Source organism: Streptomyces sp. NPDC104096 (assembly GCF_055584385.1).
On sequence record NZ_JBVJMD010000022.1, the window covers coordinates 15,389 to 40,694 of the forward strand.

General features: G+C 72.8%; 22 protein-coding genes. 14 read left to right on the forward strand and 8 right to left on the reverse strand.

The window, feature by feature from the left end; all coding sequences use genetic code 11:
- Window positions 1-26: 26 nt before the first annotated feature.
- The 7 genes from ACZ60B_RS22520 (at window position 27) to ACZ60B_RS22550 (ending at window position 7,329) form a co-directional block, all read left to right on the forward strand.
- A complete protein-coding gene (locus ACZ60B_RS22520; protein WP_469389614.1) occupies window positions 27-980 on the forward strand; it encodes a helix-turn-helix transcriptional regulator in 954 nt (317 codons plus the stop codon).
- A gap of 18 nt (window positions 981-998) precedes the next feature.
- Complete coding sequence (locus ACZ60B_RS22525) at window positions 999-1,997, forward strand: helix-turn-helix transcriptional regulator (protein WP_351607771.1); 999 nt, start codon at window positions 999-1,001, stop codon at window positions 1,995-1,997.
- A 58-nt stretch (window positions 1,998-2,055) separates the two neighbouring features.
- A complete protein-coding gene (locus tag ACZ60B_RS22530) occupies window positions 2,056-2,346 on the forward strand; it encodes a hypothetical protein (RefSeq protein ID WP_152895484.1) in 291 nt (96 codons plus the stop codon).
- Between the two features lie 101 nt (window positions 2,347-2,447).
- Entirely contained in the window at window positions 2,448-2,642 is a 195-nt protein-coding gene (locus ACZ60B_RS22535) for a hypothetical protein (RefSeq protein ID WP_469389616.1), read from the forward strand.
- 261 nt (window positions 2,643-2,903) lie between these two features.
- Window positions 2,904-3,179 (forward strand): Sec-independent protein translocase subunit TatA, encoded by a 276-nt coding sequence (tatA, locus tag ACZ60B_RS22540; RefSeq protein WP_469389618.1) that lies wholly within the window; start codon window positions 2,904-2,906, stop codon window positions 3,177-3,179.
- Window positions 3,180-3,226: 47 nt separating this feature from the next.
- Complete coding sequence (gene tatC, locus ACZ60B_RS22545) at window positions 3,227-4,177, forward strand: twin-arginine translocase subunit TatC (RefSeq protein WP_469389620.1); 951 nt, start codon at window positions 3,227-3,229, stop codon at window positions 4,175-4,177.
- 299 nt (window positions 4,178-4,476) lie between these two features.
- Entirely contained in the window at window positions 4,477-7,329 is a 2,853-nt protein-coding gene (locus tag ACZ60B_RS22550; protein WP_469389622.1) for a DEAD/DEAH box helicase, read from the forward strand.
- Here ACZ60B_RS22550 and atzF read toward each other — a convergent pair.
- From atzF to ACZ60B_RS22570, 4 genes are all read right to left on the reverse strand, one after another.
- Window positions 7,311-9,047 carry an allophanate hydrolase gene (atzF, locus tag ACZ60B_RS22555; protein WP_469389624.1) on the reverse strand — a complete coding sequence of 579 codons (1,737 nt, stop codon included), beginning with the start codon at window positions 9,045-9,047 and terminating at the stop codon, window positions 7,311-7,313. The genes ACZ60B_RS22550 and atzF overlap by 19 nt on opposite strands.
- Window positions 9,048-9,165: 118 nt before the next feature.
- Window positions 9,166-12,684 carry a 5-oxoprolinase/urea amidolyase family protein gene (locus ACZ60B_RS22560; RefSeq protein ID WP_469389626.1) on the reverse strand — a complete coding sequence of 1,173 codons (3,519 nt, stop codon included), beginning with the start codon at window positions 12,682-12,684 and terminating at the stop codon, window positions 9,166-9,168.
- Complete coding sequence (locus ACZ60B_RS22565; RefSeq protein WP_469389628.1) at window positions 12,681-13,286, reverse strand: urea amidolyase associated protein UAAP2; 606 nt, start codon at window positions 13,284-13,286, stop codon at window positions 12,681-12,683. Before ACZ60B_RS22565 ends, ACZ60B_RS22560 begins: the two co-directional genes overlap by 4 nt.
- On the reverse strand, window positions 13,283-14,107 hold the full coding sequence (locus ACZ60B_RS22570; RefSeq protein ID WP_469389630.1) for an urea amidolyase associated protein UAAP1: 825 nt from the start codon (window positions 14,105-14,107) through the stop codon (window positions 13,283-13,285). The genes ACZ60B_RS22565 and ACZ60B_RS22570 overlap by 4 nt, the downstream gene beginning before the upstream one ends.
- A gap of 201 nt (window positions 14,108-14,308) precedes the next feature.
- Between ACZ60B_RS22570 and ACZ60B_RS22575 the strand changes: the two genes are divergently transcribed.
- The 6 genes from ACZ60B_RS22575 (at window position 14,309) to ACZ60B_RS22600 (ending at window position 19,837) form a co-directional block, all read left to right on the forward strand.
- Complete coding sequence (locus ACZ60B_RS22575) at window positions 14,309-14,935, forward strand: TetR/AcrR family transcriptional regulator (RefSeq protein WP_469389632.1); 627 nt, start codon at window positions 14,309-14,311, stop codon at window positions 14,933-14,935.
- A gap of 257 nt (window positions 14,936-15,192) precedes the next feature.
- Window positions 15,193-16,815: an ATP-binding protein gene (locus tag ACZ60B_RS22580; protein WP_469389634.1), complete on the forward strand. Its 1,623-nt coding sequence runs from the start codon at window positions 15,193-15,195 to the stop codon at window positions 16,813-16,815.
- Window positions 16,812-17,219: a roadblock/LC7 domain-containing protein gene (locus ACZ60B_RS22585; RefSeq protein ID WP_450667367.1), complete on the forward strand. Its 408-nt coding sequence runs from the start codon at window positions 16,812-16,814 to the stop codon at window positions 17,217-17,219. The genes ACZ60B_RS22580 and ACZ60B_RS22585 overlap by 4 nt, the downstream gene beginning before the upstream one ends.
- Complete coding sequence (locus tag ACZ60B_RS22590; protein WP_469389637.1) at window positions 17,216-17,650, forward strand: DUF742 domain-containing protein; 435 nt, start codon at window positions 17,216-17,218, stop codon at window positions 17,648-17,650. Before ACZ60B_RS22585 ends, ACZ60B_RS22590 begins: the two co-directional genes overlap by 4 nt.
- Window positions 17,631-18,251, forward strand: coding sequence for a GTP-binding protein (locus tag ACZ60B_RS22595; protein ID WP_469389639.1), 621 nt, complete (start codon window positions 17,631-17,633; stop codon window positions 18,249-18,251). The genes ACZ60B_RS22590 and ACZ60B_RS22595 overlap by 20 nt, the downstream gene beginning before the upstream one ends.
- Before the next feature lie 56 nt (window positions 18,252-18,307).
- Window positions 18,308-19,837, forward strand: coding sequence for a cytochrome P450 (locus tag ACZ60B_RS22600; protein WP_469389641.1), 1,530 nt, complete (start codon window positions 18,308-18,310; stop codon window positions 19,835-19,837).
- Here the strand turns inward: ACZ60B_RS22600 and ACZ60B_RS22605 are convergent.
- Window positions 19,831-20,814: an RluA family pseudouridine synthase gene (locus tag ACZ60B_RS22605; protein ID WP_469389643.1), complete on the reverse strand. Its 984-nt coding sequence runs from the start codon at window positions 20,812-20,814 to the stop codon at window positions 19,831-19,833. The two genes, ACZ60B_RS22600 and ACZ60B_RS22605, sit on opposite strands and share 7 nt — an antisense overlap.
- 79 nt (window positions 20,815-20,893) lie before the next feature.
- Here ACZ60B_RS22605 and ACZ60B_RS22610 point away from each other — a divergent pair, with 79 nt between their 5' ends.
- Window positions 20,894-21,475, forward strand: a complete 582-nt coding sequence (locus ACZ60B_RS22610; protein ID WP_469389645.1) for a GNAT family N-acetyltransferase — start codon at window positions 20,894-20,896, stop codon at window positions 21,473-21,475.
- Between the two features lie 65 nt (window positions 21,476-21,540).
- Here the strand turns inward: ACZ60B_RS22610 and ACZ60B_RS22615 are convergent, their stop codons facing one another.
- The 3 genes from ACZ60B_RS22615 to ACZ60B_RS22625 all read right to left on the reverse strand — a co-directional run bounded on the left by ACZ60B_RS22615 (window position 21,541) and on the right by ACZ60B_RS22625 (window position 25,268).
- Window positions 21,541-23,097, reverse strand: a complete 1,557-nt coding sequence (locus ACZ60B_RS22615) for an amino acid permease (RefSeq protein WP_469389647.1) — start codon at window positions 23,095-23,097, stop codon at window positions 21,541-21,543.
- 243 nt (window positions 23,098-23,340) lie between these two features.
- The gene (locus ACZ60B_RS22620; RefSeq protein ID WP_469389649.1) at window positions 23,341-24,186 is read right to left on the reverse strand and encodes a siderophore-interacting protein; all 846 of its coding nucleotides are present in this window, start codon (window positions 24,184-24,186) and stop codon (window positions 23,341-23,343) included.
- A 152-nt stretch (window positions 24,187-24,338) separates the two neighbouring features.
- The gene (locus ACZ60B_RS22625; protein WP_469389651.1) at window positions 24,339-25,268 is read right to left on the reverse strand and encodes a 5'-3' exonuclease; all 930 of its coding nucleotides are present in this window, start codon (window positions 25,266-25,268) and stop codon (window positions 24,339-24,341) included.
- Between the last annotated feature and the right edge of the window lie 38 nt (window positions 25,269-25,306).

Here is a 25,306-nt window from a genome sequence, read left to right on the forward strand (position 1 = left end):
CACCATAAGGAAGGCGAAGGGCGTCGATGGCCATTGCCAAGGCCGAGCGGCTGATGAACCTGGCGCTGTGTCTGCTGGGGACACGGCGGCCGCTCAGCAAGCGTGAGCTGCGTGAATCCATCGAGGCCTATCTGGAGGCCGGGAGCGACGACTCCTTCAACCGCATGTTCGAGCGGGACAAGGACGACCTGCGCGAGCTCGGGCTGGTCATCGAGACGGTCGAGAACCTGGACGGCGAGGTCGGCTATCTGGCCCGTCGTGACAGCAACCGGCTGCCGCCCATCACGCTCGACGCCGAGGAGGCCGCCGCGCTCGGCCTGGCCGCCAAGGTCTGGCAGCAGGCCCGGCTGGCCGGCGCCGCCAGCGGCGCCCTGCAGAAGCTGCGCGCGGCCGGACTGCCCGAGGACGTCGACCCCTACGAGGCGCACGGCGCCCTGGAGCCCCGGATCCCGGTGCACGAGGCCGCCTTCGAGCCGCTGATGCTGGCCTGTCGCGACCGCCGTCCGGTCGTCTTCGACTACCGCAAGGCCACCGCCGCCCGGCCCGAGCCCCGGCAGGTCGAGCCGTGGGCCCTGGAGTGCTGGCGCGGCCACTGGTACCTGGCGGGCTGGGACCGCGACCGGGGGGCCGAGCGGGTGTTCCGGCTGTCCCGGATCACCGGCAAGGTGCGCAGCCGGGGCGGCCGTTTCACGGCCGAGGTCCCCGACGTGGTCACCGTGCGCGAGACGGTGGCGAGCTGGGCGGGGGAGACCGCCGACCGCAGCGCCCTGATCCGGCTGCGCCAGGACGCGGGCTACCCGCTTCGGGCGAAGGCCACCGCGGTGCGGGAACTCGGTGAGGGCTGGGACGAGTTGGAGATTCCGTACGGGCACGGGCTGGACGCGTGGCTGGTGGAGTTCGGGCCGGATGTGGTGGTCCTGGAGCCCGCGGAGCTGCGGGCCGACGTGCTGGAGCGGCTGCGCGCCGTGGCCAAGGGCTGAGGGGGAGCGAGCAACACAGTGGCAGGCAAACCGGTCAGGCCCACGAACGCCATCGACCAGACCCGGCGGATGCTCTCGCTGGTGACGTATCTGCGGGAGCGTCCGGGCGCCCGGATCGAGGACGTGGCGCGGGCCTTCGGCATCACCGAGGACGAGCTGGTCTCGGACCTCGACGTGCTGCCCATGTGCGGCACCAGCTTCCGTGGCGGCGACCTGCTCGACATCGACACCGACGGCGAGCGGATCTGGTGGCACAACCCGGCCGCGCTGGGGGCGGACGCGGCCGAGCCGCTGCGGCTGGCCGCGGACGAGGCGACGGCCCTGCTGGTGGCAGCCCGCGCCGTGTCGACCCTGCCGGGGCTGCGCGAGGGCGACCGGCAGGCGCTGCTGCGGGCGACCGCCAAGGTGGAGGCGGCGGCCGGCGAGGCGGCCGGGGCCAGCTCCCGGCTGTCGGTGACCTTCGAGTCCGAGGGCGGGGTGTTCGCCGACGTCGACCGGGCGATCTCCGAGCGGCGCCGGCTGTGGATCCGCTACTACTCGCCCGCGCGTGACGAGGTCACCGAGCGTGAGATCGACCCCATCCGGCTCGTCAGCGTGGGCCACACCTACGTCGAGGCCTGGTGCTACCGCTCGGAGGGCCGGCGTACCTTCCGGCTCGACCGGGTCGCCGAGATCCGGGTCCTCGACGAGCCGTCCGCGCCGCCCGAGGTCGAGCTCAGGGATCTGTCGGAGGGGCTGGTCCAGCCGGCCGCCGAGGATCCGGAGGTCGTCGTCGAGGTCGGTCCCGGCGGGCGCTGGGTCGCCGAGTACTACCCGCACGACAGTGCCGATGAACTTCCCGACGGCGGTCTGCGTATCACTCTGCGTACGCCCGACCCGGCCTCGCTCAGACGGCTGGCGCTGCGGCTCGGCCCGGACGGGCGGATCGTGTCGCCGCCGGAACTGGCCGACAGCGCGCGCCGGGCGGCCCGCGAGGCGCTGGCGGCGTACGACGGGATCGAGGGAGCCGGCGGGTGAGCGGCGCGGGGGCGCGCGGGGACCATGCCGGGCGGGGCGACAGACGGGAGCGGGGTTCTTGAGCGAGTCGTTGAGGTCCGGAGTCCGGGGCATGTCGGTGGCGGCCGCGTTCGCGGGGATGAGAAGCGTGGGGCCGGTGGTCTTCAGAGCCGGCTGCCCCGACTGCCGGGGCCGCTTCGAACTCGCCGCGAGCGCTCTGCGCCTGGCGATCGGCGCCAGCAGCCGCACCACCTTCTACTCCTTCACCTGCCCCGGCTGCGGTGTGTCCGTCCGCAAGCCGGCCGGCGAGCGCATCGTGGAACTGCTGACCGGAGGCGGGGTCAGCACGTTGCGGCTGCACTCGGCGTAGGGCGCCGGAGGAGTCCCGACACGCCGGGTGTTGCGCCATGGGTGGGGCGGGACCGGGGGCGCGGCTGCGGCGGCCGGTGCGGGACCTACTAGGCTCGGCCCATGTTCTGGCCGATGTTCGCGGTAGCTGTGGGTTTCCTGGGTCTCGCCGTGCTGGGCGTGCTCGCCGTGCGGGTGTTCCTGGAGGCGCAGCGCCTCGGCCGGCAGGTCGCGGACTCGGCACGCCGTATCAACAGGGCGGCCGAGGACCTGGAGAAGGCCGCCGTGAGCACCGCCCGCGCCGTGGATGCGCTGTGAGCGGCGCTGTGGGGGTGCTGTGAGTCCGTGTCGGGCAGCGTTTTGGGGCACTTCGCCCTGTCGTCCGGGTCGTCGGGGCAGGTACCCTGCTGATCGCGGTGCGGAGAACGAGGCCCACACCGCGAACCGGGAGTACGCACGGGGATTGCTTCGCGTTCACCCCTGAGCGTTACGATCGCTGACACACGATCGTTCGGATACGCGTCCGACTGGTCGGACAGCACGTCCCACCCAGCCGCCTCGGTGAGAAGGTAAAGACTTATGTTCGGAAGGCTCGGAGCTCCCGAGATCATTCTCATCCTCGTCGTCATCATCCTGCTGTTCGGCGCGAAGAAGCTTCCGGACATGGCGCGTTCGCTCGGCAAGTCCGCGCGGATCCTCAAGAGCGAGGCCAAGGCGATGAAGGAAGAGGGCGGCACCGCCCCGGCGCCCGCCACCGACGAGCAGCCCCCGGCGCAGCGCACCATCCAGGCCGCCCCCGGCGACGTGACCAGCTCCCGCCCGGTCGCCGAGCCGACGGACACCACCAAGCGCTGACGCGGGGCCGGTGATCCCCGGCCCGCCGTACGAGATGGGAACGTGGGTTGCTGAAGCCTGCCCGCAGTCAGGAGAAGGACCCGGAGGGGCGGATGCCCCTCGCGGATCATCTTCGCGAGCTCCGCAACCGGCTCGCGAAGGCGATGCTCGCCATCGTCGTCGTGACGGTCGTCGCCGCCTTCTTCTACAACGAGATCATCAACTTCCTCACCAAGCCGATCCTGGACTCGGTCGGCTGCGGGAAGTCCTTCGAGGAACTGGCGTCCCAGACCGCGGACGGGGAGCAGTGCGCGCGGATCACGATCAACGGTCTCCTCGCCCCCTTCACGCTGGCCCTCCAGGTCTCCTTGATGGCCGGTGTGGTGTTCGCCTCACCGGTCTGGCTCTACCAGCTCTGGGCGTTCGTCGCGCCCGGCCTGCACCGTAGCGAGAAGAAGTACGCCTACGGCTTCGTGGCGAGCGGCGTGCCGCTGTTCCTCGGCGGCGCGTACTTCGCCTACCGGGTGCTGCCGACCACGGCGCAGGTGCTGATGCAGTTCACGCCGCACGGCGTCGACAACCTGCTGCCGCTGGACGACCTGCTCCAGCTGGTCACGCGCATGGTGGTCGTCTTCGGTCTCTCCTTCGAACTGCCGCTGCTGCTGATCATGCTCAACCTGACCGGTGTCCTCACCGGCACCCGCATGCTCGGCTGGTGGCGCGGCATGATCATGGGCATCACGGTGTTCGCGGCCGTGGCCACGCCCAGCACCGACCCCATCTCCATGCTGGCGCTGGCCGGACCGATCTGGGTGCTGTACTTCGCCGCGGTCGTCTTCTCCCTGCTGAACGACCGGCGCAAGCGTCGCCGCGCCGAAGAGGGCCCCGGCGACGACGAGGCCTCCGAGCTGGACCTCACCCCCGAGGACATCGGCGAGACCGAGACCGTGGCGGCCGGGCGGCAACTGCCGGAGCAGACGACCACGGACCGGGTCAACGGCTACGACGACGTGACCTGACGGGCGGACGGCAGGGGCGGACGGCGCCACACCGGCGGCAGGCGCGAGCCCGGCCGCGGACGGCAAGCCCCCGCCCCGCCGACCCCTCCCGATCCCCTTCGGCTCCACCGCGGAGCGCGGCCGGGGCGCCCACCGGGCGCCGCCGGCCGTTCTGCGTTTCCGGGGCCAGGCCGTGCGCCCACCCCGGGCGAGACCGTGCGCCCACCCCTGTCGAGACCGTGCGCCCGCCCCGGGCGGCAGGCCGCCACCGGAGCCGTGAGCTGGGCGGATCCAAGGTTTCACGGACCTGGATCCGGATAATGATCGTCCTGTTGTCAGCGGCGCCGGGTACGCTCGAAAGCACGATGACAGAGGACCTCTCACCGGCCGAGCGGTACGCCGCCGCACGCAGGCGTGCGGCCGAGCAGGCCACCGCGCTCGCCTCCTTCCGCGAGATGTACGACTTCGGCCTCGACCCGTTCCAGATAGAGGCCTGCCGGGCACTGGAGGCGGGCAAGGGCGTGCTGGTCGCCGCACCCACCGGCTCCGGCAAGACGATCGTGGGCGAGTTCGCCGTCCACCTCGCCCTGCAAGAGGGCAAGAAGTGCTTCTACACGACACCCATCAAGGCGCTGTCGAACCAGAAGTACGCCGACCTGTGCCGCCGTTACGGCGCGGACAAGGTCGGCCTGCTCACCGGCGACAACAGCGTCAACTCCGACGCCCCCGTGGTCGTGATGACCACCGAGGTGCTCAGGAACATGCTGTACGCCGGCTCGCAGACCCTGCGGGGCCTCGGGTACGTGGTCATGGACGAGGTGCACTACCTCTCCGACCGCTTCCGCGGCGCGGTCTGGGAAGAGGTGATCATCCACCTGCCCGAGTCGGTCACCCTCGTGTCGCTGTCGGCGACCGTGTCCAACGCCGAGGAGTTCGGCGACTGGCTCGACACCGTCCGCGGCGACACCGAGGTGATCGTCTCCGAGCACCGGCCGGTCCCGCTGTTCCAGCACGTGCTCGCCGGCCGGCGGATGTACGACCTGTTCGAGGAGGGCGAGGGCCGCAAGCGGGCCGTCAACCCCGACCTCGCCCGGCTGGCCAGGACGGAGGCGAGCCGGCCCTCCTACCAGGACCGCAGACGCGGCCGCGCCATGCGCGAGGCCGACCGGGAGCGCGAGCGCAGGCAGCGCTCGCGGATCTGGACGCCCAGCCGGCCCGAGGTGATCGAACGCCTCGACGCCGAAGGGCTGCTGCCCGCCATCACCTTCATCTTCAGCCGCGCGGCCTGTGAGGCCGCCGTGCAGCAGTGCCTCTACGCGGGCCTGCGGCTCAACGACGACGAGGCGCGGGTCAAGGTGCGCCGGATCGTGGAGGAGCGCACCGCCTCCATCCCCTCCGAGGACCTGCACGTCCTGGGCTACTACGAGTGGCTGGAGGGCCTGGAGCGGGGCATCGCCGCCCACCACGCGGGCATGCTGCCGACGTTCAAGGAGGTCGTCGAGGAGCTCTTCGTCCACGGTCTGGTCAAGGCGGTGTTCGCCACCGAGACCCTCGCCCTCGGCATCAACATGCCCGCCCGCTCGGTGGTGCTGGAGAAGCTCGTCAAGTGGAACGGCGAGCAGCACGCCGACATCACCCCCGGCGAGTACACGCAGCTGACCGGCCGGGCCGGCCGGCGCGGCATCGACGTCGAGGGCCACGCGGTGGTGCTGTGGCAGCGCGCCATGAACCCCGACCACCTGGCCGGACTCGCGGGCACCCGCACGTATCCGCTGCGCTCCAGCTTCAAGCCGTCGTACAACATGGCGGTCAACCTGGTCGAGCAGTTCGGCCGGCACCGCTCGCGCGAGCTGCTGGAGACGTCCTTCGCCCAGTTCCAGGCCGACAAGTCGGTCGTCGGGATCTCCCGTCAGGTGCAGCGCAACGAGGAGGGACTGGAGGGCTACAAGGCCTCCATGACCTGCCACCTCGGCGACTTCGAGGAGTACGCGCAGCTGCGCCGCGAACTGAAGGACCGCGAGACCGAGCTGGCCCGACAGGGCGCGAACCAGCGGCGCGCCGAGGCCGCCGTGGCCCTGGAGAAGCTCAAGCCCGGTGACGTCATCCACGTGCCCACCGGCAAGTACGCCGGTCTGGCCCTGGTCCTGGACCCCGGGCTGCCGGCCGGGCGGTCCAACGGCCACCGAGGCTTCGAGCAGCACGACGGGCCGCGCCCCCTGGTGCTGACCGCCGAACGGCAGGTCAAGCGGCTGGCGTCGATGGACTTCCCGGTGCCCGTCGAGGCGCTGGAGCGGATGCGGATCCCGAAGTCCTTCAACCCGCGGTCCCCGCAGTCCCGCCGGGACCTCGCCTCCGCGCTGCGCACCAAGGCCGGGCACATTCCGCCGGAGCGGGCCCGCAAGCAGCGTTCGCAGGCGGCCGACGACCGGGAGATCGCCCGGCTGCGCACCGCACTGCGCGCCCACCCCTGCCACGGCTGCAACGAGCGGGAGGACCACGCCCGCTGGGCCGAGCGCTACCACCGGCTGCTGCGCGACACCTCGCAGCTGGAGCGCCGTATCGAGGGCCGGACGAACACCATCGCCCGCACCTTCGACCGGATCGTCGCGCTCCTCACCGAGCTGGACTACCTGCGCGGCAACGAGGTGACCGAGCACGGCAAGCGGCTCGCCCGGCTGTACGGCGAACTCGACCTGCTGGCCAGCGAATGCCTGCGCGCCGGCGTCTGGGAGGGGCTCGCCCCGGCCGAACTCGCCGCGTGCGTCTCGGCGCTGGTGTACGAGGCGCGGGTCGGGGACGACGCGATGGCGCCGAAGGTGCCCTCGGGCCAGGCCAAGGCCGCGCTCGGCGAGATGGTCCGCATCTGGGGCCGGCTGGACGCGCTGGAGGAGGACTTCCGGATCAACCAGACCGAGGGCGTCGGCCAGCGCGAGCCCGACCTCGGCTTCGCCTGGGCCGCGTACATGTGGGCGTCCGGGAAGGGCCTCGACGAGGTGCTGCGCGAGGCGGAGATGCCGGCCGGTGACTTCGTGCGCTGGTGCAAGCAGGTCATCGACGTGCTCGGGCAGATCGCGGCGGCCTCCGCCGCCGAGGGCTCGACGGTGGCGAAGAACGCCCGCAAGGCGGTCGACCTGCTGCTGCGGGGCGTGGTCGCCTACTCGTCGGTCGGCTGACGCTCCGATGAGCGGGTACGGGTGGGCCGTGTCTGATCGCGCGGTCCCCCGCCCCCCTTCGGGGAGCCGTCCTGTCCGGCCCTCAGATAGACCTGCCAGCCGCCGTACGACGTGATGTCCTCGGCGTCGGCGAGGGCGCCCGGCTCGCACAGGAAGCCGGGCACCCGGCTGCCGTCCGCCAGTTCCACGCTGCCCAGGGCCATCGGGCGCGGAAGGGCGGCCAGCAGCAGGCCGAGGCCCTCCGCCGGGAGGCTCCAGATCTCCGTCTCGATCCCGGCACCCCCCTCACCCACGTGGACGAGCCCCGGCTTGGGCGGATCGGTCCGCAGGGCGTGCAGCCGGTAGAGCGGCGCCGTCGTGGTCGTCCGGTCGAGCCGGGCGCCCAGCACCAGCAGTTGCGGGTTGAGGGGCTGACCGGACAGGTGCGCCCCCACCACCGCCAGTCGTGCGGGCGGCCTGAGCAGTCCGGCGATCCGGACCAGCCGCTCGTCCGTGTGCGCCGGGCCCACCAGCATCATGCCGAACGGCAGGCCGTTCACCTCCCCGGCCGGGACGGCGACCGCGGCCAGGTCGAACAGGTTGGTGGAGTTGGTGAAGCGGCCCAGGCGGGCGTTGGCGCCCAGCGGGTCGGCGGCGACCTCGGCGAGGGTGGGGTGCCCCGGCGTGGTGGGCAGCAGCAGGGCGTCGGCGTCGGCGAGCTCCGCGAGCGCACGGGTGCGCAGGGTGGCGAGGCGATCCTGGTCGGCGTAGAGCCGGTGCGCCGGGATGTCCCGGGCCCGGGTGATGATGCCGGCCACGGTGGGGTCGAGCCCCTCCCCGTCCTCGGCGAGCAACTTGTCGACGAAGCTGCCGACCGCGGTGTACCGCTCGGCGACGAACGCGCCGTCGTAGAGCATCGCGGCGGCCTCGGTGAACGGAGCGAGGTCGATCGTCCGTACGTCGGCTCCCGCCGCGGCGACCTGGGCGACGGCCGCCGCGCAGGCCTCGGCCCAGTCCGGGTCGAGCTCGCCGAGCTGCTCCGGTGCCGGGACCGCGACCCGCCACGGGCCGGGGGCGCGTGCGGGGACCGCCCGGCCGGGCGGCTCCACCATGTGCGAGAGCGCCTCCTCGGCCTCCGGGAGGGTGCGGGCGAACACCGTCACGCAGTCGATCGAGGCGCAGGCCGGGACCACGCCCGTCGTGGAGACCAGCCCGCGGGTCGGCTTGAGGCCGACGACGCCGTTGAGGGCGGCCGGTACCCGGCCCGAGCCCGCGGTGTCCGTGCCCAGGGCGAGATCGGCGATCCCGAGGGCCACCGCGACGGCCGAGCCGGAGCTGGAGCCGCCGCTGATCCGGTCCGGGGCGTGCGCGTTGCGGACGGCGCCGTAGGGGGAGCGGGTGCCGACCAGGCCGGTCGCGAACTGGTCCAGGTTCGTGGTGCCCAGGACGAGCGCGCCGGCCGCGCGCAGCCGGGCGACGGCCGGGGCGTCGGCCTGCGGGGCGTAGGCGTATCCGGGGCAGCCGGCCGTGGTGGGCAGACCGGCCACGTCGATGTTGCCCTTCACCGCCAGCAGGCGCCCGGCGAGCGGCAGCCGTTCGCCGGCGGCCACGCGCGCGTCGATCGCCTCGGCCTCGGCCTCGACCTCGGCGCGCGGCCGTAGATCGATCCAGATCTCCGGGCGGTCGACGGCCTCGACGCGCCGGTGGGCGGCCCGGACTCGGGACAGGACGGAGGGCATGGGTGCTCCTTCGATCTCGGGGCGGCCCGGGCGGTGGACGGGCCGCCGGGCGGGTCGGGCGGGGCCGGACGACGGGCGGAGCCCGGAGGGTGCGGGCGGGGCGGGGCGTGCTTAAAGGTCAGGGTCGGCCGACCGGGGCCAGGACGACCAGTGCCGTGCCCGCCTCCACCTGGTCGCCGGGCCTGGCCAGGATCTCCGCGACGACACCCGCGGCCGGCGCGTGCACCCTGGACTCCATCTTCATCGCCTCCAGCGCGAGCAGCGGCTGTCCGGCGGCCACCTCGTCGCCCGGCGAGACGTTCACCTGCCAGACGGACGCCGCGAACTCCGCCTCGATCAGCCGGCCGCCGGCCGGGACCGACACCGCGGCCGGGGGAGCCGCGGGCGCGGCGGCCGCCTCCGCCCGGGTGAACTCGCCCGCCGCCGCCCAGGCCTCCCGCTCGGCCGCGAACGCCGACCGCTGGTGTGCCTGGAACTCCCGGATGGAGCCGGTGTGTTCGGCCAGGAACTCCTGGTACGCGGCGAGGGAGAAGGTGCCTTCCTCGATCCGGGGCACGAAGCGTCCGGAGGTGATGTCCGCGCGCAGTTCCAGCAGTTCGTCCGCGTCCACCGGATACCACTTGATCCGGTCGAAGAAGCGCAGCAGCCAGGGCGAGCCCGGCTCGAAGGCGCCGCGCTGCTGCCAGGGCGACCACACCTGGGTCGTACGGCCCACGAACTGGTAGCCGCCGGGTCCCTCCATGCCGTAGACGCACAGATAGGCCCCGCCGATGCCGACCGAGTTCTCGGCGGTCCAGGTGCGAGCCGGGTTGTACTTCGTCGTGACCAGGCGGTGGCGCGGATCCAGCGGTGTGGCCACCGGCGCTCCCAGGTACACATCGCCCAGCCCCAGGACCAGGTACTCCGCGTCGAAGACCGTGCGGTACACGTCCGCGACCGACTCCAGGCCGTTGACCCGGCGGATGAACTCGATGTTCCACGGGCACCAGGGGGAGTCGTCGCGCACGCCCGCCATGTAGCGGGCGATCGCCTCCCGGGTGGCCGGGTCGTCCCAGGACAGCGGCAGGTGGACCGTGCGCGAGGGCACGACGAGCCGGTCGGTGGGCGGCAGCGCGGCGACCGTCTCCCGTACGGAGGCGAGGAGTTCGGGCAGCGCCAGGCGCCGGGGGTCGGTGTGGATCTGGAGCGAGCGGATGCCGGGGGTGAGGTCGGTGACCCCGTGGAGCCCGGCCTGTGCCACCGCCTCCATCAGCGCGTGGACGCGCATGCGCAGCGCCAGGTCCAGCTGCATCGGGCCGAACTCGACCAGCAGGTTGTCGTCGCCGCTGCGCCGGTAGGTCACGTCGCCGTCCCGGGCCAGGATCCCGCCGTCGGTGATCTCGGCGCGCGGCGAGCCGTCGACGTCCACCGGCACGAAGCGCACGGTGTCGCCGGGGCGCAGCTGGCCCAGCTTCCACCGCTCGGTGCTCAGCACGGTCGCCGGGCAGACGAATCCGCCGAGCGAGGGCCCGTCCGGGCCGAGCAGCACCGGCATGTCGCCGGTGTAGTCGACGGCGCCGACGGAGTACGGGGTGTCGTGGATGTTGGACGGGTGCAGGCCCGCCTCGCCGCCGTCGGAGCGCGCCCACCGCGGCTTGGGGCCGATCAGGCGTACCCCGGTGCGCGCCGAGTTGAAGTGGACCTTCCAGTCGGCGGCGTAGAAGGCGCGGATGTCGTCCTCGGTGAAGAACTCCGGTGCCGCGTGCGGGCCTTCGGCCGCGCCCACCTGCCACACCGTGCCGTGCGACGGGCGGTCGGTGGCGGGCACCGGGGTGCCCTCGGCGACCGTGCCGCCGTGCAGCACGTCGCCGGTGCGCAGGGCCCGCCCGCCGTGCCCGCCGAAGCGGCCGAGGGTGAAGGTGCTCGCGCTGCCGAGGAAGGCGGGCACGTCCAGGCCGCCGCCCGCGAACAGGACGTAGGTGCGCAGGCCGTGTTCGGTGGGGGCCCCGATCGCGAGGACGCCGTTCGCCGGTACGGTCAACGGCTCCCACTGCGCGACAGGGGTGCCGTCGACCGTGACCGGTGCCGTGGCGCCGGTCACGCACACGGTGGTGGCGTGACTGAAGCGCAGGGTGGGGCCCTGGAGCGTGCACTCCAGGCCGGGCGCGCCCTCGGGGTTGTGCAGCGCGCGGTTGCCGAGCCGGAAGGACAGGTCGTCCATCGGGCCGCAGGGCGGCACGCCGACCTGCCAGTGGCCGGTGCGCCCCGGCCAGTCCTGCACGGTGGTGAGCGTGCCGCCGGAGACGACCTCGACGCGGGGGGTCGGATCGGTGACCCGGGCGAGGGTGCCGGTGGAGTGGGCCGCGGCCCGGAAGTCCCGGTCCGTCAGCGCGGCGCGCACCAGGCCCAGGTTGGTCTCGATGCCGTCGACCCGGGTGCGGGCGAGGGCCTCGTCGAGGCGCCGCAGGGCGTGTTCCCGGTCGGGGCCGTAGGCGATGACCTTGGCGAGCATCGGGTCGTACGACGTCGTCACCTCGGTGCCGGTCTCCACCCAGCCGTCGACGCGTACGCCGGACGGGAACTCCACCCGGGTCAGCAGGCCCGCGCTGGGCCGGTGTTCGCGGGAGGGGTCCTCGGCGTACAGGCGGGCCTCCACGGCGTGGCCGCGCGGGGCGCCGGGGTCGCGCACGACCTCGCGTTCGCCGCGTGCCAGCCGCAGCATCCAGGCGACCAGGTCGACGCCGTACACCTCCTCGGTGACCGGGTGTTCCACCTGGAGGCGGGTGTTGACCTCCAGGAAGTACGCCTCCTCGCGGGCCGCGTCGTAGACGAACTCGACCGTGCCGGCCGAGCGGTAGCCGACGGATGCGCACAACAGGCGTGCGGAGTCGGTGAGTCGTGCGCGGACGGGGTCGGGGAGTCCGGGGGCGGGCGCCTCCTCCAGGACCTTCTGGTTGCGGCGTTGCAGGGAGCAGTCGCGGTCGCCGAAGGTGACCACCCGGCCCTCGCCGTCGCCGAATACCTGTACCTCGACATGGCGGGCGCGTTCCACGAGCCGTTCCAGGAAGACCCCGGCCGAGGAGAAGGACGCGGCGGCCACGCGCTGGACGCGGTCCCAGGCCTCGGTCAGTTCGTCGGCGGAGCGACATGCCGACATGCCGATGCCGCCGCCACCGCCGGTGGCCTTGAGCATCACGGGGTAGCCGATGCGCGCGGCCGCCTCGACCGCCTCCTCGGGGGAGGCGAGCAGCCCGGTGCCGGGTGCCAGGGCCACGCCGGCCCGCTCGGCCGCCGCCCGCGCGGTGTGCTTGGTGCCGAACAGTTCGAGCTGGTCCGGGGTCGGGCCCACGAACACGATCCCGGCGTCCTCGCAGCGGCGCGCGAAGGCGGCGTCCTCCGAGAGGAAGCCGTAGCCGGGGTGGATCGCGCCGGCGCCGGTGTCCTTGGCGGCCTTCAGCACCAGGTCGGCGTCGAGGTAGGACTCCTTGGCGGGGGCCGGGCCCAGCCGCACCGCCTCGTCGGCGAGCCGCACGTGCGGGGCACCGCGGTCGGGGTCGGAGTACACGGCGACGGTGCGCAGTCCGAGGTCGCGGGCGGTGCGGATGATCCGTACGGCTATCTCGCCGCGGTTGGCGACCAGCAGGGTGTCGAAGGTCATGCGCTCGCTCCGGTGATCGTCATCTCCACGGCGGTCGGTTCGAAGCCGTTGCAGGGGTTGTTGATCTGGGGGCAGTTGGAGACGAGGACCAGTACGTCGCGTTCGGCGCGCAGGGTGAGGGCCAGGCCCGGGGCGGAGCGGCCGTCGACGATGCCGAGGGTACCGTCCTGTTCGACGGGCACGTTCATGTACCAGTTGACGTTGGAGACGAGGTCTCGTTTGCCGAGGCCGTGCCGGGCGCCCTCGGCGAGGAAGTTGTCCACGCAGGCGTGCTGCGACCAGGTGTGGTGGCCGTAGCGCAAGGTGTTGGACTCCTTGGAGCAGGCGCCGCCGACCGTGTCGTGCCGGCCGACGTCGTCGGCGAGCACGGTCATCAGCGGGGTGTGCTCGTTGGACAGCAGCACGCTGCCCGTGGTGAGGAAGATGTTCCCCTGGGCGTGGATCGTGTCGGGCGCGCTGTAGCGGACGGACGTGTCGTGGGCGTCGTAGACGAGGAAGTCGACGGCCTGGTTGCCGTGCAGGTCGGTGATGGTCAGCGTCTCGCCGGCGCGGACGACGGACGACCAGGCCGCGCGGGCCGGGACCACGGTCTTCGTGCTCATGCGAGCCCCCTCGCGGCGAGGAATTCGGCGGTGTTCGAGAAGGCGCGGCGGCCCTCGGGGGTGGCGTCCCACAGGGGGTCGCCGGGCGCGGTCGGCGCCGCGCGCCAGGCGAGTACCTCCAGCGGGGTGCTGAGGTATTCGGGGCGGGGGTCGGCTGGGTGGGGCACGTTGGCGATCAGTACGGTCACGTCCTGTTCGGCGCGCAGGGTGACGCTGCCGCCGGGGCCCGTCGAGCCGGTGAAGTCGAGGGAGCCGTCCTCGAGGACCGCCACGCCCTGGAAGAAGGACAGCGACGGCGGCAGGTCGCGCGGTGCGAGGCCGTTCTTGGCGGCGGCCAGGACGAACAGCTCGCGTCCGGCCGGGGACGCCGAGTGCGCGGTGCCGTCGCCGTAGCGTTCCGTGTTGCGTACGAGGGTGGAGGTGCCGCACAGGGCGTCGTGCCGAACGGAGGTGTCGGCGACGACCGTGGCGAGGACCCGGCCCTGGTCGGAGAGGAGCAACTGCCCCTCGCCCAGGTAGGCGTTCCACTGGACCTTGACCGTGTCGGCGACGTTGAGACGCTCCCAGGGCCGGTCGGCGGCGAACAGCAGCAGATGCGCGCAGGCGTCGCCGTGCAGGTCGGTCAGGCGCAGTTCGGTGCCGCGGGCGAGGACCCGATGGGTGTAGTTGCCGCCGGCCACCGTCTCGGCCCACACCAGCAGGCCCGCCTCGCAGGGTGGGGCGGGCCAGTCTCCGGCCGGCACGACGGGCATGGCGTCGGCGCGCCCGCCCTCCTGGGCGCGCGCATGGGCGCGGGCTTGGTGCGTGGTCGCTGTCGCCATCGCGGGACCTCCGGTTCGGGTTCGCTCGTGCGGCTGGTCTTCGGGGTTCACTCGTGTCGGTGTTCATGCGTGCGGCCCAATTTCTGTCGCCCGACAGAAATTAGGGGTCGGCCGCGTCACCGGCGTTGCCCCCGCGTTGCCGGGCGGTTACCGGGCCCTCACGGAGATCGGCGGCCCGGGGGGTGTGCGAGGATCGAACGCATGGGGACGAGCAGTGGGCGCAGGGTCGGCCGGCCGCGGGCCGCGCAGCGGCCGGACAGCGGTCTGGAACCGCGTGCCGAACTGCTCATCGCCGCCGCGGAGTTGTTCACCACGCGGGGGTATGCGGCCACGACGACACGGGCAGTGGCCGAGCGGGCGGGGATGCGGCAGGCGTCCATGTACCACTACGTCTCCGGCAAGGAGGAACTCCTCGCCGCGCTGCTGGAGTCCACCGTCACGCCGTCCCTGGCGTACGCCCGTGAGCTGCTCGCCGACGACGAGACCCCGGCCGAGGGGCGGCTGTGGCGGCTGTGCCGGACCGACGTGGAGCTGCTGTGCGGCGGGCCGCACAACCTGGGCGGCCTCTACCTGTTGCCCGAGGTGCGCACCGAGCGGTTCGCCGGCTTCCATGCCGTGCGTGCCGAACTCAAGGACGCCTACCGGCAGTTGCTCGCCGCGACCGGTGCGGGCGGCGCGCTCACCAAGGGTGAGCTGGAGCTGCGTACCGATTTGGTGTTCGGGCTGATCGAGGGCGTCATCCTGGTGCACCGCTCCGACCCGGAGCGGCCGGTGTCGGTGTTCGCCGAGGCCACGGCGGACGCGGCGCTGCGGATCGCGGGAGTCTGACCCGACTGCCGCTCCTCACCCCGTCCGGCGGGGGTCTCGCACATCCGGTGCCGGTCACGCGGTGTGTTCGATTGAAGGCCCAGCGTGCAAATGGGGCTGAGCGTACTCCTGTTGCGCGGGCGATTTCAGATGCTTGCTGAATGTGACACTGCGTTGATCCGGTCGGACTAGGCTCGCCCGCAGCGCACCGGCTTGGCATGTATTCGTGCGTTTGTTCCTCCTTGGTGAACAGATCCCGATTCGTTTCGAGGGCCTACATGGTGAGTGTCCAGTCCCCTCCAGACCGCCGCGAACTCCCTTACGCGCGGGTGCTGTTGCTGCCCGCCATACTGATGGCCACGGCGACCGGGGCCGCCGTCGCCCTGGTGGCGCACCCGGCCCGGATCGCCGTCGGCCTGTGCGGCGCCCTCGCCACGGCCCTGGTGACGGCCGCCGGCGCCGAGGCGGTCCGCCGCGGTCGGCGACTGCGCCGGGCGCACGCCGACCACGCCCGTCACTGCGCGTATCTGGAGAGCCAGGTCGCCGCCCACGACGAGGTCAACCGCAGGCTCGCCCAGGAGGTCCTGCCGACCGCGCTGAAGGTGATGCGCGGCGGGAACACGCCCGGCGAGGTGATGCGGAACTTCATCGACCCGGACCCCGCCTACGGCGACCTCTCCGAGGCCCACCGCACCGTCGTGAAGACGGTGCTGGAGATCGTCGACCGCGAGGAGATGATGCGCGACTCCGCGCAGCGCGCCTTCGTCAGCGTCGCCCGGCGGGTCCAGGCCATCGTCCACCAGCAGGCCGGTGAGCTGCGGGAGATGGAGGAGGACCACGGCCGCAACCCCGAGGTCTTCGACGACCTGCTGCGCATCGACCACGGCACCTCGCTGATCGGCCGGCTCGCCGACTCCATCGCCATCATCGGCGGCGGCCGCCCCGGCCGCCAGTGGCCCCAGCCGGTCCCGCTGTACAGCGTGCTGCGCGGCGCCATGTCCCGCATCCTGGAGTACCGCCGCATCAAGCTGGACTCCATCGCGAAGGTCAACATCCGCGGCATCTCCGTCGAGCCGCTCATCCACGCGCTCGCCGAACTCATGGACAACGCCACCCGCTACTCGCCGCCGCAGACCGACGTCCACGTCAACGCCGTCGAGGTGCAGACCGGCATCGCCATCGAGATCGAGGACGCGGGCGTCAGCCTCGGCGAGGAGGCCCGTGCCAGAGCCGAGGGCCTGCTGGAGGCCGCCAAAGCCGGCGTCGACGTCCAGGACCTCAGCGACACCCCGCGCCTGGGCCTCGCGGTCGTCGGCCGGCTGTGCACGTCGTTCAACCTCCAGGTGTCGTTGCGCGCCTCCGCGTACGGCGGGGTGCGCGCCGTCCTCGTCGTGCCCGCCGAGATGATGACCGCCGACCCCGCGCCCGGCTTCGCGCACGGCATCGGCGCCACCGCCGTACCCACGATCGACCTGGGCGCGCTGGAAGGGCCCAAACGGCCGCCGAAGAAGCGCCGCCCCACCAGCCCGCGCATCCCGGACCAGGTCGCCGCGCAGGACGACGTCCCCGAGGTCACGGAGTGGACCGAGAAGGGCCTGCCGCAGCGCCGCAGCCGGATGAAGACCCCGCTCAGCCAGCGCTACGCCGAGGCCGCCGCCTCCGAGCGCGCCGCCCGCGAGGGCACGCCCGACATCTGGACGCAGACCCAGGCCGAACCCGAGCCCGAGCCGAGGAAGGACGAGCGGGAGCCCGGACTGTGGGTCGAGGCCTTCTGGGAGGGCCTGAAGAAGGACAACCCCGGCCCGGACCCGACGGACTTCACGCGCAACCCGACCGCGTACACGCATCTGATCGACAAGCCGGCCCGCTCCGGGGCCGACGACGAGGGGGGCCTCAAGTGATCCAGCAGCGAGCGAACTTCGACTGGATGCTCGCGGAGCTCTACAAGAGCGTTCCGGGCATCGAGATGATCGTGGTGCTCTCGGCCGACGGACTGCGCATCGCCCGCTACGCCGGCGACGAGGACGCCGCCGACCGGGTCGCGGCCGCCTGCGCGGGCCTGCAGAGCCTGGCCGGCGCCGTCGCCCAGGAACTCCCCACCAGCGACGGCGAGATGAAGGTCGTCATCATCGAACTGAACGGCGGCTACTTCTATCTGATGGCCGCCGGAGCCAACGCCTATCTCGCGGTCCTCGCCGACGTGGTCTGCGAACCCGGCAACATGAGTGCCCACATGCGCGACCTCGTCGTGCGCATCGGCTCCCATCTGACCAGTCCGCCCCGGCGCAACGGGCAGACCGTATGACTCCTCCGCAACGCCGGCGGCGACAACCCCCGCAACCGCCCTCCCCGCGACCCCGGCAACCGCCCCCCGCGCAGCCGTCCTCCCCGCAGCCCCCGAAGGAGGGGGAGCGCAAGAACCCCGAACGGCTGTACGTCATCACCGGACCCGACGGCGAGCGCGCGCCCCTGGACCTGGTGTCCCTGATCGTCGCGCGCGCCGAGCCGCCCACGTCCGCCACCCCGGAGCAGGCGGCGGTCCTCCGGCTGTGCGCCGACCCGCTGTCGACGGCCGAGCTGTCCGCCTACCTCAGCCTGCCGTTCAGCGTGGTGACCGTGCTGGTCACCGAGATGCTGGCGGTCGAACTGGTGCAGGTGCGCGCCCCCATCGTCCGCCGGGAGCTCCCCGACCGTTCCCTCCTCGAAGCGGTGATGCATGGACTTCAAAGCCTCTGACGCGATCCCGGGCCCACGGGCCGAGGACCGTCTGCCGCACACGGCGCAGGCCGCGGCCAAGATCGTCATCGTCGGCGGCTTCGGTGTCGGCAAGACCACCATGGTCGGCGCGGTCAGCGAGATCAGGCCGCTGACCACCGAGGAGACCATGACCCAGGCCGGTATCGGGGTCGACGACGACTACGGCTCCGACACCAAGACCGCCACCACCGTGGCCATGGACTTCGGCCGCATCAGGATCACCGACCAGGTCGTCCTGTACCTCTTCGGCACCCCGGGCCAGGAACGCTTCTGGTTCCTGTGGAACGGCCTGTTCGAGGGCGCGCTCGGCGCCGTCGTCCTCGTCGACACCCGCCGGCTCGAGGTCAGCTACGACGTCATGGGGCAGCTGGAGGAGCGCGGTGTGCCGTTCGTGGTCGCCGTCAACTCCTTCCCCGACGGCCCGCGTCACCCGATCGAGGACCTGCGCGAGGCGCTCGACCTGGCCCCCGAGATCCCCATCGTCGAGTGCGACGCGCGCCGGCGCGCCTCCAGCCGCGACGTCCTGCTGACCCTGATGCGCTTCCTGCACTCCATGGCCCTGTCCGGCAGCCTCGTCTGAACCTCCGCCAGCCGGCCCACCCCCGGATCGACCCCAGCTTTCCCGGAGCGACCACCGTGACCTCTGAACACCACTCCCCGACCGGTGCGGACGACCTCGTGACCGGCCCGCCCCCCGGCTGTCCCGCACACGGCCGCGGCCCCGGCGGACTGCACCGGATCTACGGCCCCGAAGCCGCGGACCTGGGCGGCCTCTACGAGCGACTACGCGAGGAATACGGCCCCGTGGCCCCCGTACTGCTCCACGAGGACGTACCGATGTGGGTGGTGCTCGGCCATGCCGAGAACATGCACATGGTGCGCACACCCTCGCAGTACACCCGGGACAGCCGCATCTGGAGCCCGCTGCTGGAGGGCCAGGTCAAGCCCGACCATCCGCTCATGCCGCACATCGCCTGGCAGCCCATCTGCTCCCACGCCGAGGGCGACGAACACCTGCGGCTGCGCGGCGCGGTCATCGGCGCCATGTCGACGATCGACCCCCGCGGCCTGCGCCGCCACATCTACCGCCACACCCAGCGCCTGGTGAACGGCTTCTGCCTCAAGGGACACGCCGACCTGGTCAGCCAGTTCGCCGAGCACCTGCCGATGGCCGTGCTGTGCGAGATCCTCGGCATGCCCGAGGAGTACAACGAGCGGCTGGTGCTCGCCGCCCGCGACGCGCTGAAAGGCACCGAGACGGCCATCGCCAGCCACGGTTACGTCATGGACGCGCTGAGCCGGCTCACCGCACGGCGCCGGGCCCGGCCCGAGGAGGACTTCACCAGCCACCTCGTCAACCATCCGGCGCGCCTCACCGACGACGAGGTCAGGGAACACCTGCGGCTGGTGCTCTTCGCCGCCTACGAGGCCACCACCAACCTGCTCGGCAACGTGCTGCGCCGGGTGCTCACCGACCCGGGCTTCGTGGCCCGGCTCAACGGCGGTCAGATGACGGTGCCCACGGCGGTCGAGCAGTCCCTGTGGGACGAGCCGCCCTTCAGCACCGTCCTGGGCTACTTCGCCAAACAGGACACGGAGTTGGGCGGCCGGCGCATCCGTCGCGGCGACGGGCTGCTGTTCGCCCCGGCCCCGGGCAACGTCGACCCCCGCGTCCGCCCCGACCTGTCCGCCGACATGCAGGGCAACCGCTCCCACCTCGCCTTCGGCGGCGGCTCGCACGAGTGCCCAGGACAGGACGTCGGCCGCGCCATCGCCGACGTCGGCGTCGACGCGCTGCTCAGGCGCCTGCCGGACGTCCAGCTCGACTGCGAGGAGGACGAGTTGCGCTGGACCGCCTCCATCGCCTCACGGCATCTGGCCGAACTGCCGGTGGCGTTCGAACCCAAGCCGGAGCAGGACGTCCTGGTCACCCCGACCCACGGCAACCCGATTCCGCCGCAGCGCTCCAACTGGCAGGTCGGCCTGCCCGAACCGCAGCCCATGCCGGTCATCGCCGCGCAGCCCGGGCCGGTCGCCGAACCGCAGTCCGCGCCGGTCGGTGCCGCGCAACCGGCGGCGGCCGCCCAGCCCGCCCCGACATCACCGGAGCCGGCCCACCGGCCCGGCGCCTGGCAGCGGCTGCTGCGCTGGTGGCGTGGTTACTGACCGGCCGCGGCCCCGGCATGCCCGTCGGCCCACTCCTCGTACGCGGACCACGCGGCCAGCGTCCGCCCGCTGCGGAACCGGTGCGCCACCCCCGTGACCGGATCGGTGAACTCCAGCTCCCGCGCCAGCAGTTGCAGCGGGCGCCGGAAGTCACCGGCCGGCCCGGGAGCGGTCACCACCGGATACAGCGGATCGCCCAGGATCGGCGCGCCCAACCTGCTCAGATGCACCCGCAGTTGATGGGTCTGGCCGGTCGCGGGCAGCAGCCGGTACCGGCCGAGCGCGCCGTGCGGACCGGCCCGCCGCTCCAGCAGTTCGACGCGGCTGACCGCGTTCGGCTCGCCCTCGACCTCCTGCGCGGCCAGCATCCCGCGCTCCTTCACGATCCGGCTGCGCACCGTCCGGGGCAGCACGAGCGCCGGATCGTACGGGGCGACGGCCTCGTACTCCTTGCGCACCAGGCGGTCACGGAACAGCGCCTGGTACGCCCCGCGTTCCTCGGGCCGTACCGTGAACAGCACCAGCCCGGCCGTCAGCCGGTCCAGCCGGTGTGCGGCGGTCAGGGACGGGATGCCGAGCTCGTGCCGCAGCCGGGCCAGCGCGGTCTGGGCGACATGGCCGCCGCGCGGGGTGGTGGCCAGGAAGTGCGGCTTGTCGACGACCACGATGTGCGCGTCGTGGTGGACCACCTCCAGCGGGAACGGCACCGGCACCTCGGCGGGCAGCTCCCGGTGGAACCACACGTACGCCCCCGGTGCGTACACCGCGTCCGACGGCAGGGGCCGCGCGTCCGCGCCCACCACCAGCCCCGCCTCGAACAGTCCGGCGACCGCACCCGAGGGCGCCCCCGACATCCGCTCCACCAGATAGGCGCGCACCGTGGGCCACGGCCCCTGCGGGGGCAGTCGCACCCGTACCGGGTCCACGCCGTCGCGCTGCGGCAGCGGGGAGGGCGGTGGCGGGGTTCGGCGTCTCATCGCCGCCCAGCCTACGAGGCGGGCCGCGCCGTGAGAAAACCGCTGGGCGCGTCCGGGGCGGACGGGCAGGATGCCGACCATGCCCTTCCTGACGACCGACGTACTGCCCGCGGGCACTCTCGCCCGCACCCCCCAGCCCGTCCTGGACACCGGTGACGGTCTGCGGCTGCGCCCCTGGCGGGCGGCGGACGCGCCCGCCGTCCACCGCGCGTTCCAGGACCCGGCCCTGCACCGGTGGCATCTGCGGGCCGCCGACTCCGAGGACGAGGCCGCCGGCTGGATCGAGGAGTGGCGGCTGGCCTGGGCCGGGGAACGCGGCGCTCAGTGGGCCGTCGTGGACGAGGCCACCGACCGGCTGCTCGGCCGGGTCGCGCTGCGCGAGATCGTGCTCGCCGACGGACTGGCGGAGGTCGCCTACTGGACCGTGGCGGACGCGCGCGGCCGGGGAGTGGCCGCGCGGGCCACGGCGGCCCTCGCCGCCTGGGCCCTGGACGGGATCGGCTTCCACCGCCTGGAGCTCACCCACGCCACCGCCAACGAGGCGTCCTGCCGGGTCGCCGTCAGGACCGGCTTCGCCCTGGAGGGCACCAAGCGCAGCGCGGGACTCCACCGGGACGGCTGGCACGACATGCACCTGCACGCGCGGGTGCGGGGCGACTGAGGGCTCCGGACGGTGCGGGGAGCGAGGCCGGGCCGGACCCGTCCGGGCCCGGCCCGCCCGGCCCGTCAGGCCGCCGACGCGGGCACCGTCCCCGGCACGTCCGGCGTGGCCGTCGCCCGCCTGCGGTACGTCCGCCAGGCCGCGCCCGCCGCGACCGTCGCGGCCAGGAACAGCACCGTGAACCACTGGAAGTACCAGTGCCCGCCCGCCGGGTCGTACACCGCGGCGCGCGGCCAGGCGAGGTTGACGGTCATGAACAGGCCGTACACGAGGGCGAGTGCGTTGACGGGGACGCCCCAGCGGCCCAGGGAGAACAGGGGGGTGCCCGTCTCGTCGGTGCCGTGGACGGCGAACTGTCCGCGCAGCCGACGTACCAGCAGGGGGCCGGTGACCATCGCGTAGGCCAGGTAGAGCATCACGATGCAGGTGGTGCCGATGGCCAGGAACGCCTCCGGCGAGGCGAAGTTCAGCAGCAGCAGGATGGCCGCGAGGGCGCCCACCACCAGTGCGGGGCCGCCGGGCATCCCGGTGCGCGGGTTGACCTTCGCCAGGCGGGAGGCGAAGGGGAGCCGGCCGTCGCGGGCCATCGAGAACAGCATCCGGCAGGCCGCCGTCTGGATCGCCAGGGTCGCCACCGCGATCGCCACCACCACGTCGCCCAGCAACAGCTTGCCGACGCCGTCGCCCAGGCTGCTGGTGAGGACGTAGCTGAGACCGTCCACCGCCAGATGTCCGTCGATGAGACTGGGCGCGGCGAGGAGTCCGCCGAGCACGATCAGTCCGCCGAGCAGTCCGGCCGCGCCGAGCGCGGTGAGGATCGTGCGGGGCGCGGTGCGCCGGGGGTGGTGCGTCTCCTCGCTCATCTCGCCCGCGCTGTCGAAGCCGATCATCACGTAGGCGGCCGTGAAAGAGCCCACCAGCAGCGCGCCGAACAGGCCGTCCTGGGCGGCGCCCGCGGTGTGGAGGGTGATGCCGGGGGAGCGTTCGGAGTGGGTGAGGAGAAGGACGACGATGAGCACCGCGCCGATGATCTCGGCGGTCACGCCGACCCGGTTGACCAGGGACATCACCCGGTTGTCCAAGACGTTGACCAGGGTCGTCAGGGCCAGCAGCAGCACGCCGAGCAGCGCGGCGTTGGCCGCGCCGTCCGCGGAGGTCGGAGCCGGGTCGTCGCCGATCAGCTGGAAGCCGGACCAGATCGCGGGCAGCACCATCTGCAGGGCCAGGGCCGCCGCGGCAACCACCACGATCTGCCCGATCACCATGATCCAGCCGGCGAACCAGCCGAAGGTGGCGTTCGACAGGCGTGAGGACCACTGGTAGATGGCACCCGAGATGGGGTAGCGGGCGGCGAGTTCCGCGAAGCAGGCGGCCACCAGCAACTGCCCGACCAGTACGGCCGGCCAGGCCCAGAAGAAGACGGGGCCGCCGAACGCGTACCCGAAGGCGAAGAACTGGAAGACGGTCGTCAGGACGGAGATGAAGGAGAACCCGGCCGCGAACGAGGCGTACCGACCGAGGCTGCGGTGCAGTTCCTGGCGGTAGCCGAACTCCGCGAGGGAGTGGTCGGCGGAGGGCTTCGAGGGGTCGGGACGTACGTCGGAAGCGGCTGTGGTCGTCACGGCGGCACCTGCCTTGGGCACGTAATTCCTGTCGAGCGACAGAAATTAGGGACGGCCTGTTTCGTCCGCGTCACGCCGTCGTGTCCGGGGCGGGCCCAAGTCCTCACGCTCCCGCGGCCCCGGCCACACGCTCCTGCGGCGGCCTCCCGGCCCGCGGTGCCGCACGGGTGCCGGGAGGTCGCGGGTGCCGGGACACGGCGAAGCGGCGGCACCCCGAGAGGTGCCGCCGCTTCGGAAGACGCTTCACGCCGAGGGCGCGGAACCTTCCTGCTCCGCTTCCACCCGCGCGTTCCACTCCCGCTTGGAGGCCTGCCAGCCGTCCTCGTTGTGGCCGAGCCGCCAGTAGCCGGAGATCGACAGGTCCTCGCGCGGGATCTCCCGCTCCACCCGCAGCAGCCGGCGCAGTTCCTTCACGGAACCGGCCTCGCCGTGCACGAAGGCGTGGACGCGGCCCTCCGGGAAGTCCAGGCCGCGCACCGCCTCGACCAGCTTCTCGCCCACCGGCGCATCGCCGCGGTGCAGCCAGACGATCTCCACGTCGGAGTCGACCTTCTGCTCCTCCTCCGGGCCCGAGACCTCCACGAAGGCGTGCACCACGGCGCCGTCGGGCAGGCTCTCCAGCGCGGCCGCGATCGCGGGCAGCGCGCTCTCGTCGCCGGCCAGCAGATGCCAGTCGGCGTCCGCGTCGGGGGCGTAGGCGCCACCGGGGCCCATGAAGTGGACGGTCTCGCCCGGCTGGACGCGGGCCGCCCACGGCCCGGCGAGGCCCTCGTCGCCGTGGACCACGAAGTCCAGGGTCAGTTCGCGGTGCTCGGGGTCCCAGGCGCGCACGGTGTACGTCCGGGTCACCGGCCACTGCTCACGCGGGTACTCGGCCCGGATCCGCTCCACGTCGAAGGGCTCCGGGTAGGTCGCGCCCCCGGCCGGGAAAAGCAGCTTCACATAGTGATCGGTGCTGGTCCCCGCGGTGAATTCGGCCAGCCCCTCGCCGCCCAGCACCACCCGCTGCATGTGCGGGGTCAGCCGTTCGGTGCGAACGACCTGCGCGGAGTGCGGCTTCCGCGGCTTGCGTGCCGGACGCTCTGCCATGACGGCCTCCCAGTCGCTTTCTAGCTTAGGCTTACCTAAGTTAGCATCACTTTCCCTGGCGCAGCCCTCCCGGCGGACAGGTTCATGAATCTCTCAGGCGGATCATGCCTCCTCGTCATCAATGGGGACAGGTCAGCCCGCGGGAACAATGATCACGCGCCCGACGTGTCCAGCGTGGTCAGCAGCCGGTTCAGCGACCCGCCCAGCCCCCAGCGCGCCGCCAGCGCGTCCAGCGCCTGCGGGTCGCGCGCCCGGCGCGGCAGGGCCGTGTCGACGTCCGGCAGCGGGACGTCCTCGGCGACCCGGACGACCTTCGGGGCCACCGCGAGATACGGCCGCGCCTCGTCGAGCCGCCTGCGCTGCGTCGGGGTCAGCCGGGCCGCGGGGTCGTCCACGGCCGCCATGATCCCGGCCAGGTCGCCGAACTCGGCGAGCAGCTTGGCCGCCGTCTTCTCGCCGACCCCGGGCACGCCCGGCAGGCCGTCGCTCGGGTCGCCGCGCAGCAGCGCCAGATCCGCGTACCCGCGTCCGTCGACGCCGTACTTCTCCCGCAGCACCGCCTCGTCGGTCAGCTGGAGCGTGCCGACCCCCTTGAGCGGATACAGCACGCGCACCCCGCGCGCGTCGTCCACGAGCTGGTACAGATCGCGGTCGCCGGTGACGATGTCGACCGGGCCCTTGGCGCGCGCGGTGAACGTGCCGATCACGTCGTCCGCCTCGTACTCCGCGACGCCCACGCGGGCGATGCCCAGCGCGTCCAGGACCTCCTCGATGACCGGCACCTGCGGGGACAGCGTGTCGGGCACCTCCTCCTCGTCCGGTCCGGCCGCGCGCTCCTCGGCGACCCGGTGCGCCTTGTACGACGGGATCAGCTCGACCCGCCAGCGCGGCCGCCAGTCGGCGTCCATGCAGGCCACCAGGTGTTCCGGGTGATGGTCCTTGACCAGGCGGTCGATGAACTCCAGCAGCCCGCGCACCGCGTTCACCGGCGTGCCGTCCGGTGCCTTCACGGAGTCCGGCACGCCGAAGTAGGCGCGGAAGTACAGGGAGGCGGTGTCGAGGAGCATCAGTCGTCCGGTCACGCTCGCATCATGCCGTACGGCACCGACAACCACTCGCC

Coding starts and splice junctions, on each gene's coding strand:
- ACZ60B_RS22520 (WP_469389614.1), top strand. CDS start 27: ATGGCCATTGCCAAGGCCGAGCGGCTGATGAACCTGGCGCTGTGTCTG.
- ACZ60B_RS22535 (WP_469389616.1), top strand. CDS start 2,448: ATGTTCTGGCCGATGTTCGCGGTAGCTGTGGGTTTCCTGGGTCTCGCC.
- tatA (WP_469389618.1), top strand. CDS start 2,904: ATGTTCGGAAGGCTCGGAGCTCCCGAGATCATTCTCATCCTCGTCGTC.
- ACZ60B_RS22550 (WP_469389622.1), top strand. CDS start 4,477: ATGATCGTCCTGTTGTCAGCGGCGCCGGGTACGCTCGAAAGCACGATG.
- atzF (WP_469389624.1), bottom strand. CDS start 9,047: ATGCCCTCCGTCCTGTCCCGAGTCCGGGCCGCCCACCGGCGCGTCGAG.
- ACZ60B_RS22560 (WP_469389626.1), bottom strand. CDS start 12,684: ATGACCTTCGACACCCTGCTGGTCGCCAACCGCGGCGAGATAGCCGTA.
- ACZ60B_RS22565 (WP_469389628.1), bottom strand. CDS start 13,286: ATGAGCACGAAGACCGTGGTCCCGGCCCGCGCGGCCTGGTCGTCCGTC.
- ACZ60B_RS22570 (WP_469389630.1), bottom strand. CDS start 14,107: ATGGCGACAGCGACCACGCACCAAGCCCGCGCCCATGCGCGCGCCCAG.
- ACZ60B_RS22575 (WP_469389632.1), top strand. CDS start 14,309: ATGGGGACGAGCAGTGGGCGCAGGGTCGGCCGGCCGCGGGCCGCGCAG.
- ACZ60B_RS22580 (WP_469389634.1), top strand. CDS start 15,193: ATGGTGAGTGTCCAGTCCCCTCCAGACCGCCGCGAACTCCCTTACGCG.
- ACZ60B_RS22590 (WP_469389637.1), top strand. CDS start 17,216: ATGACTCCTCCGCAACGCCGGCGGCGACAACCCCCGCAACCGCCCTCC.
- ACZ60B_RS22595 (WP_469389639.1), top strand. CDS start 17,631: ATGGACTTCAAAGCCTCTGACGCGATCCCGGGCCCACGGGCCGAGGAC.
- ACZ60B_RS22605 (WP_469389643.1), bottom strand. CDS start 20,814: ATGAGACGCCGAACCCCGCCACCGCCCTCCCCGCTGCCGCAGCGCGAC.
- ACZ60B_RS22610 (WP_469389645.1), top strand. CDS start 20,894: ATGCCCTTCCTGACGACCGACGTACTGCCCGCGGGCACTCTCGCCCGC.
- ACZ60B_RS22620 (WP_469389649.1), bottom strand. CDS start 24,186: ATGGCAGAGCGTCCGGCACGCAAGCCGCGGAAGCCGCACTCCGCGCAG.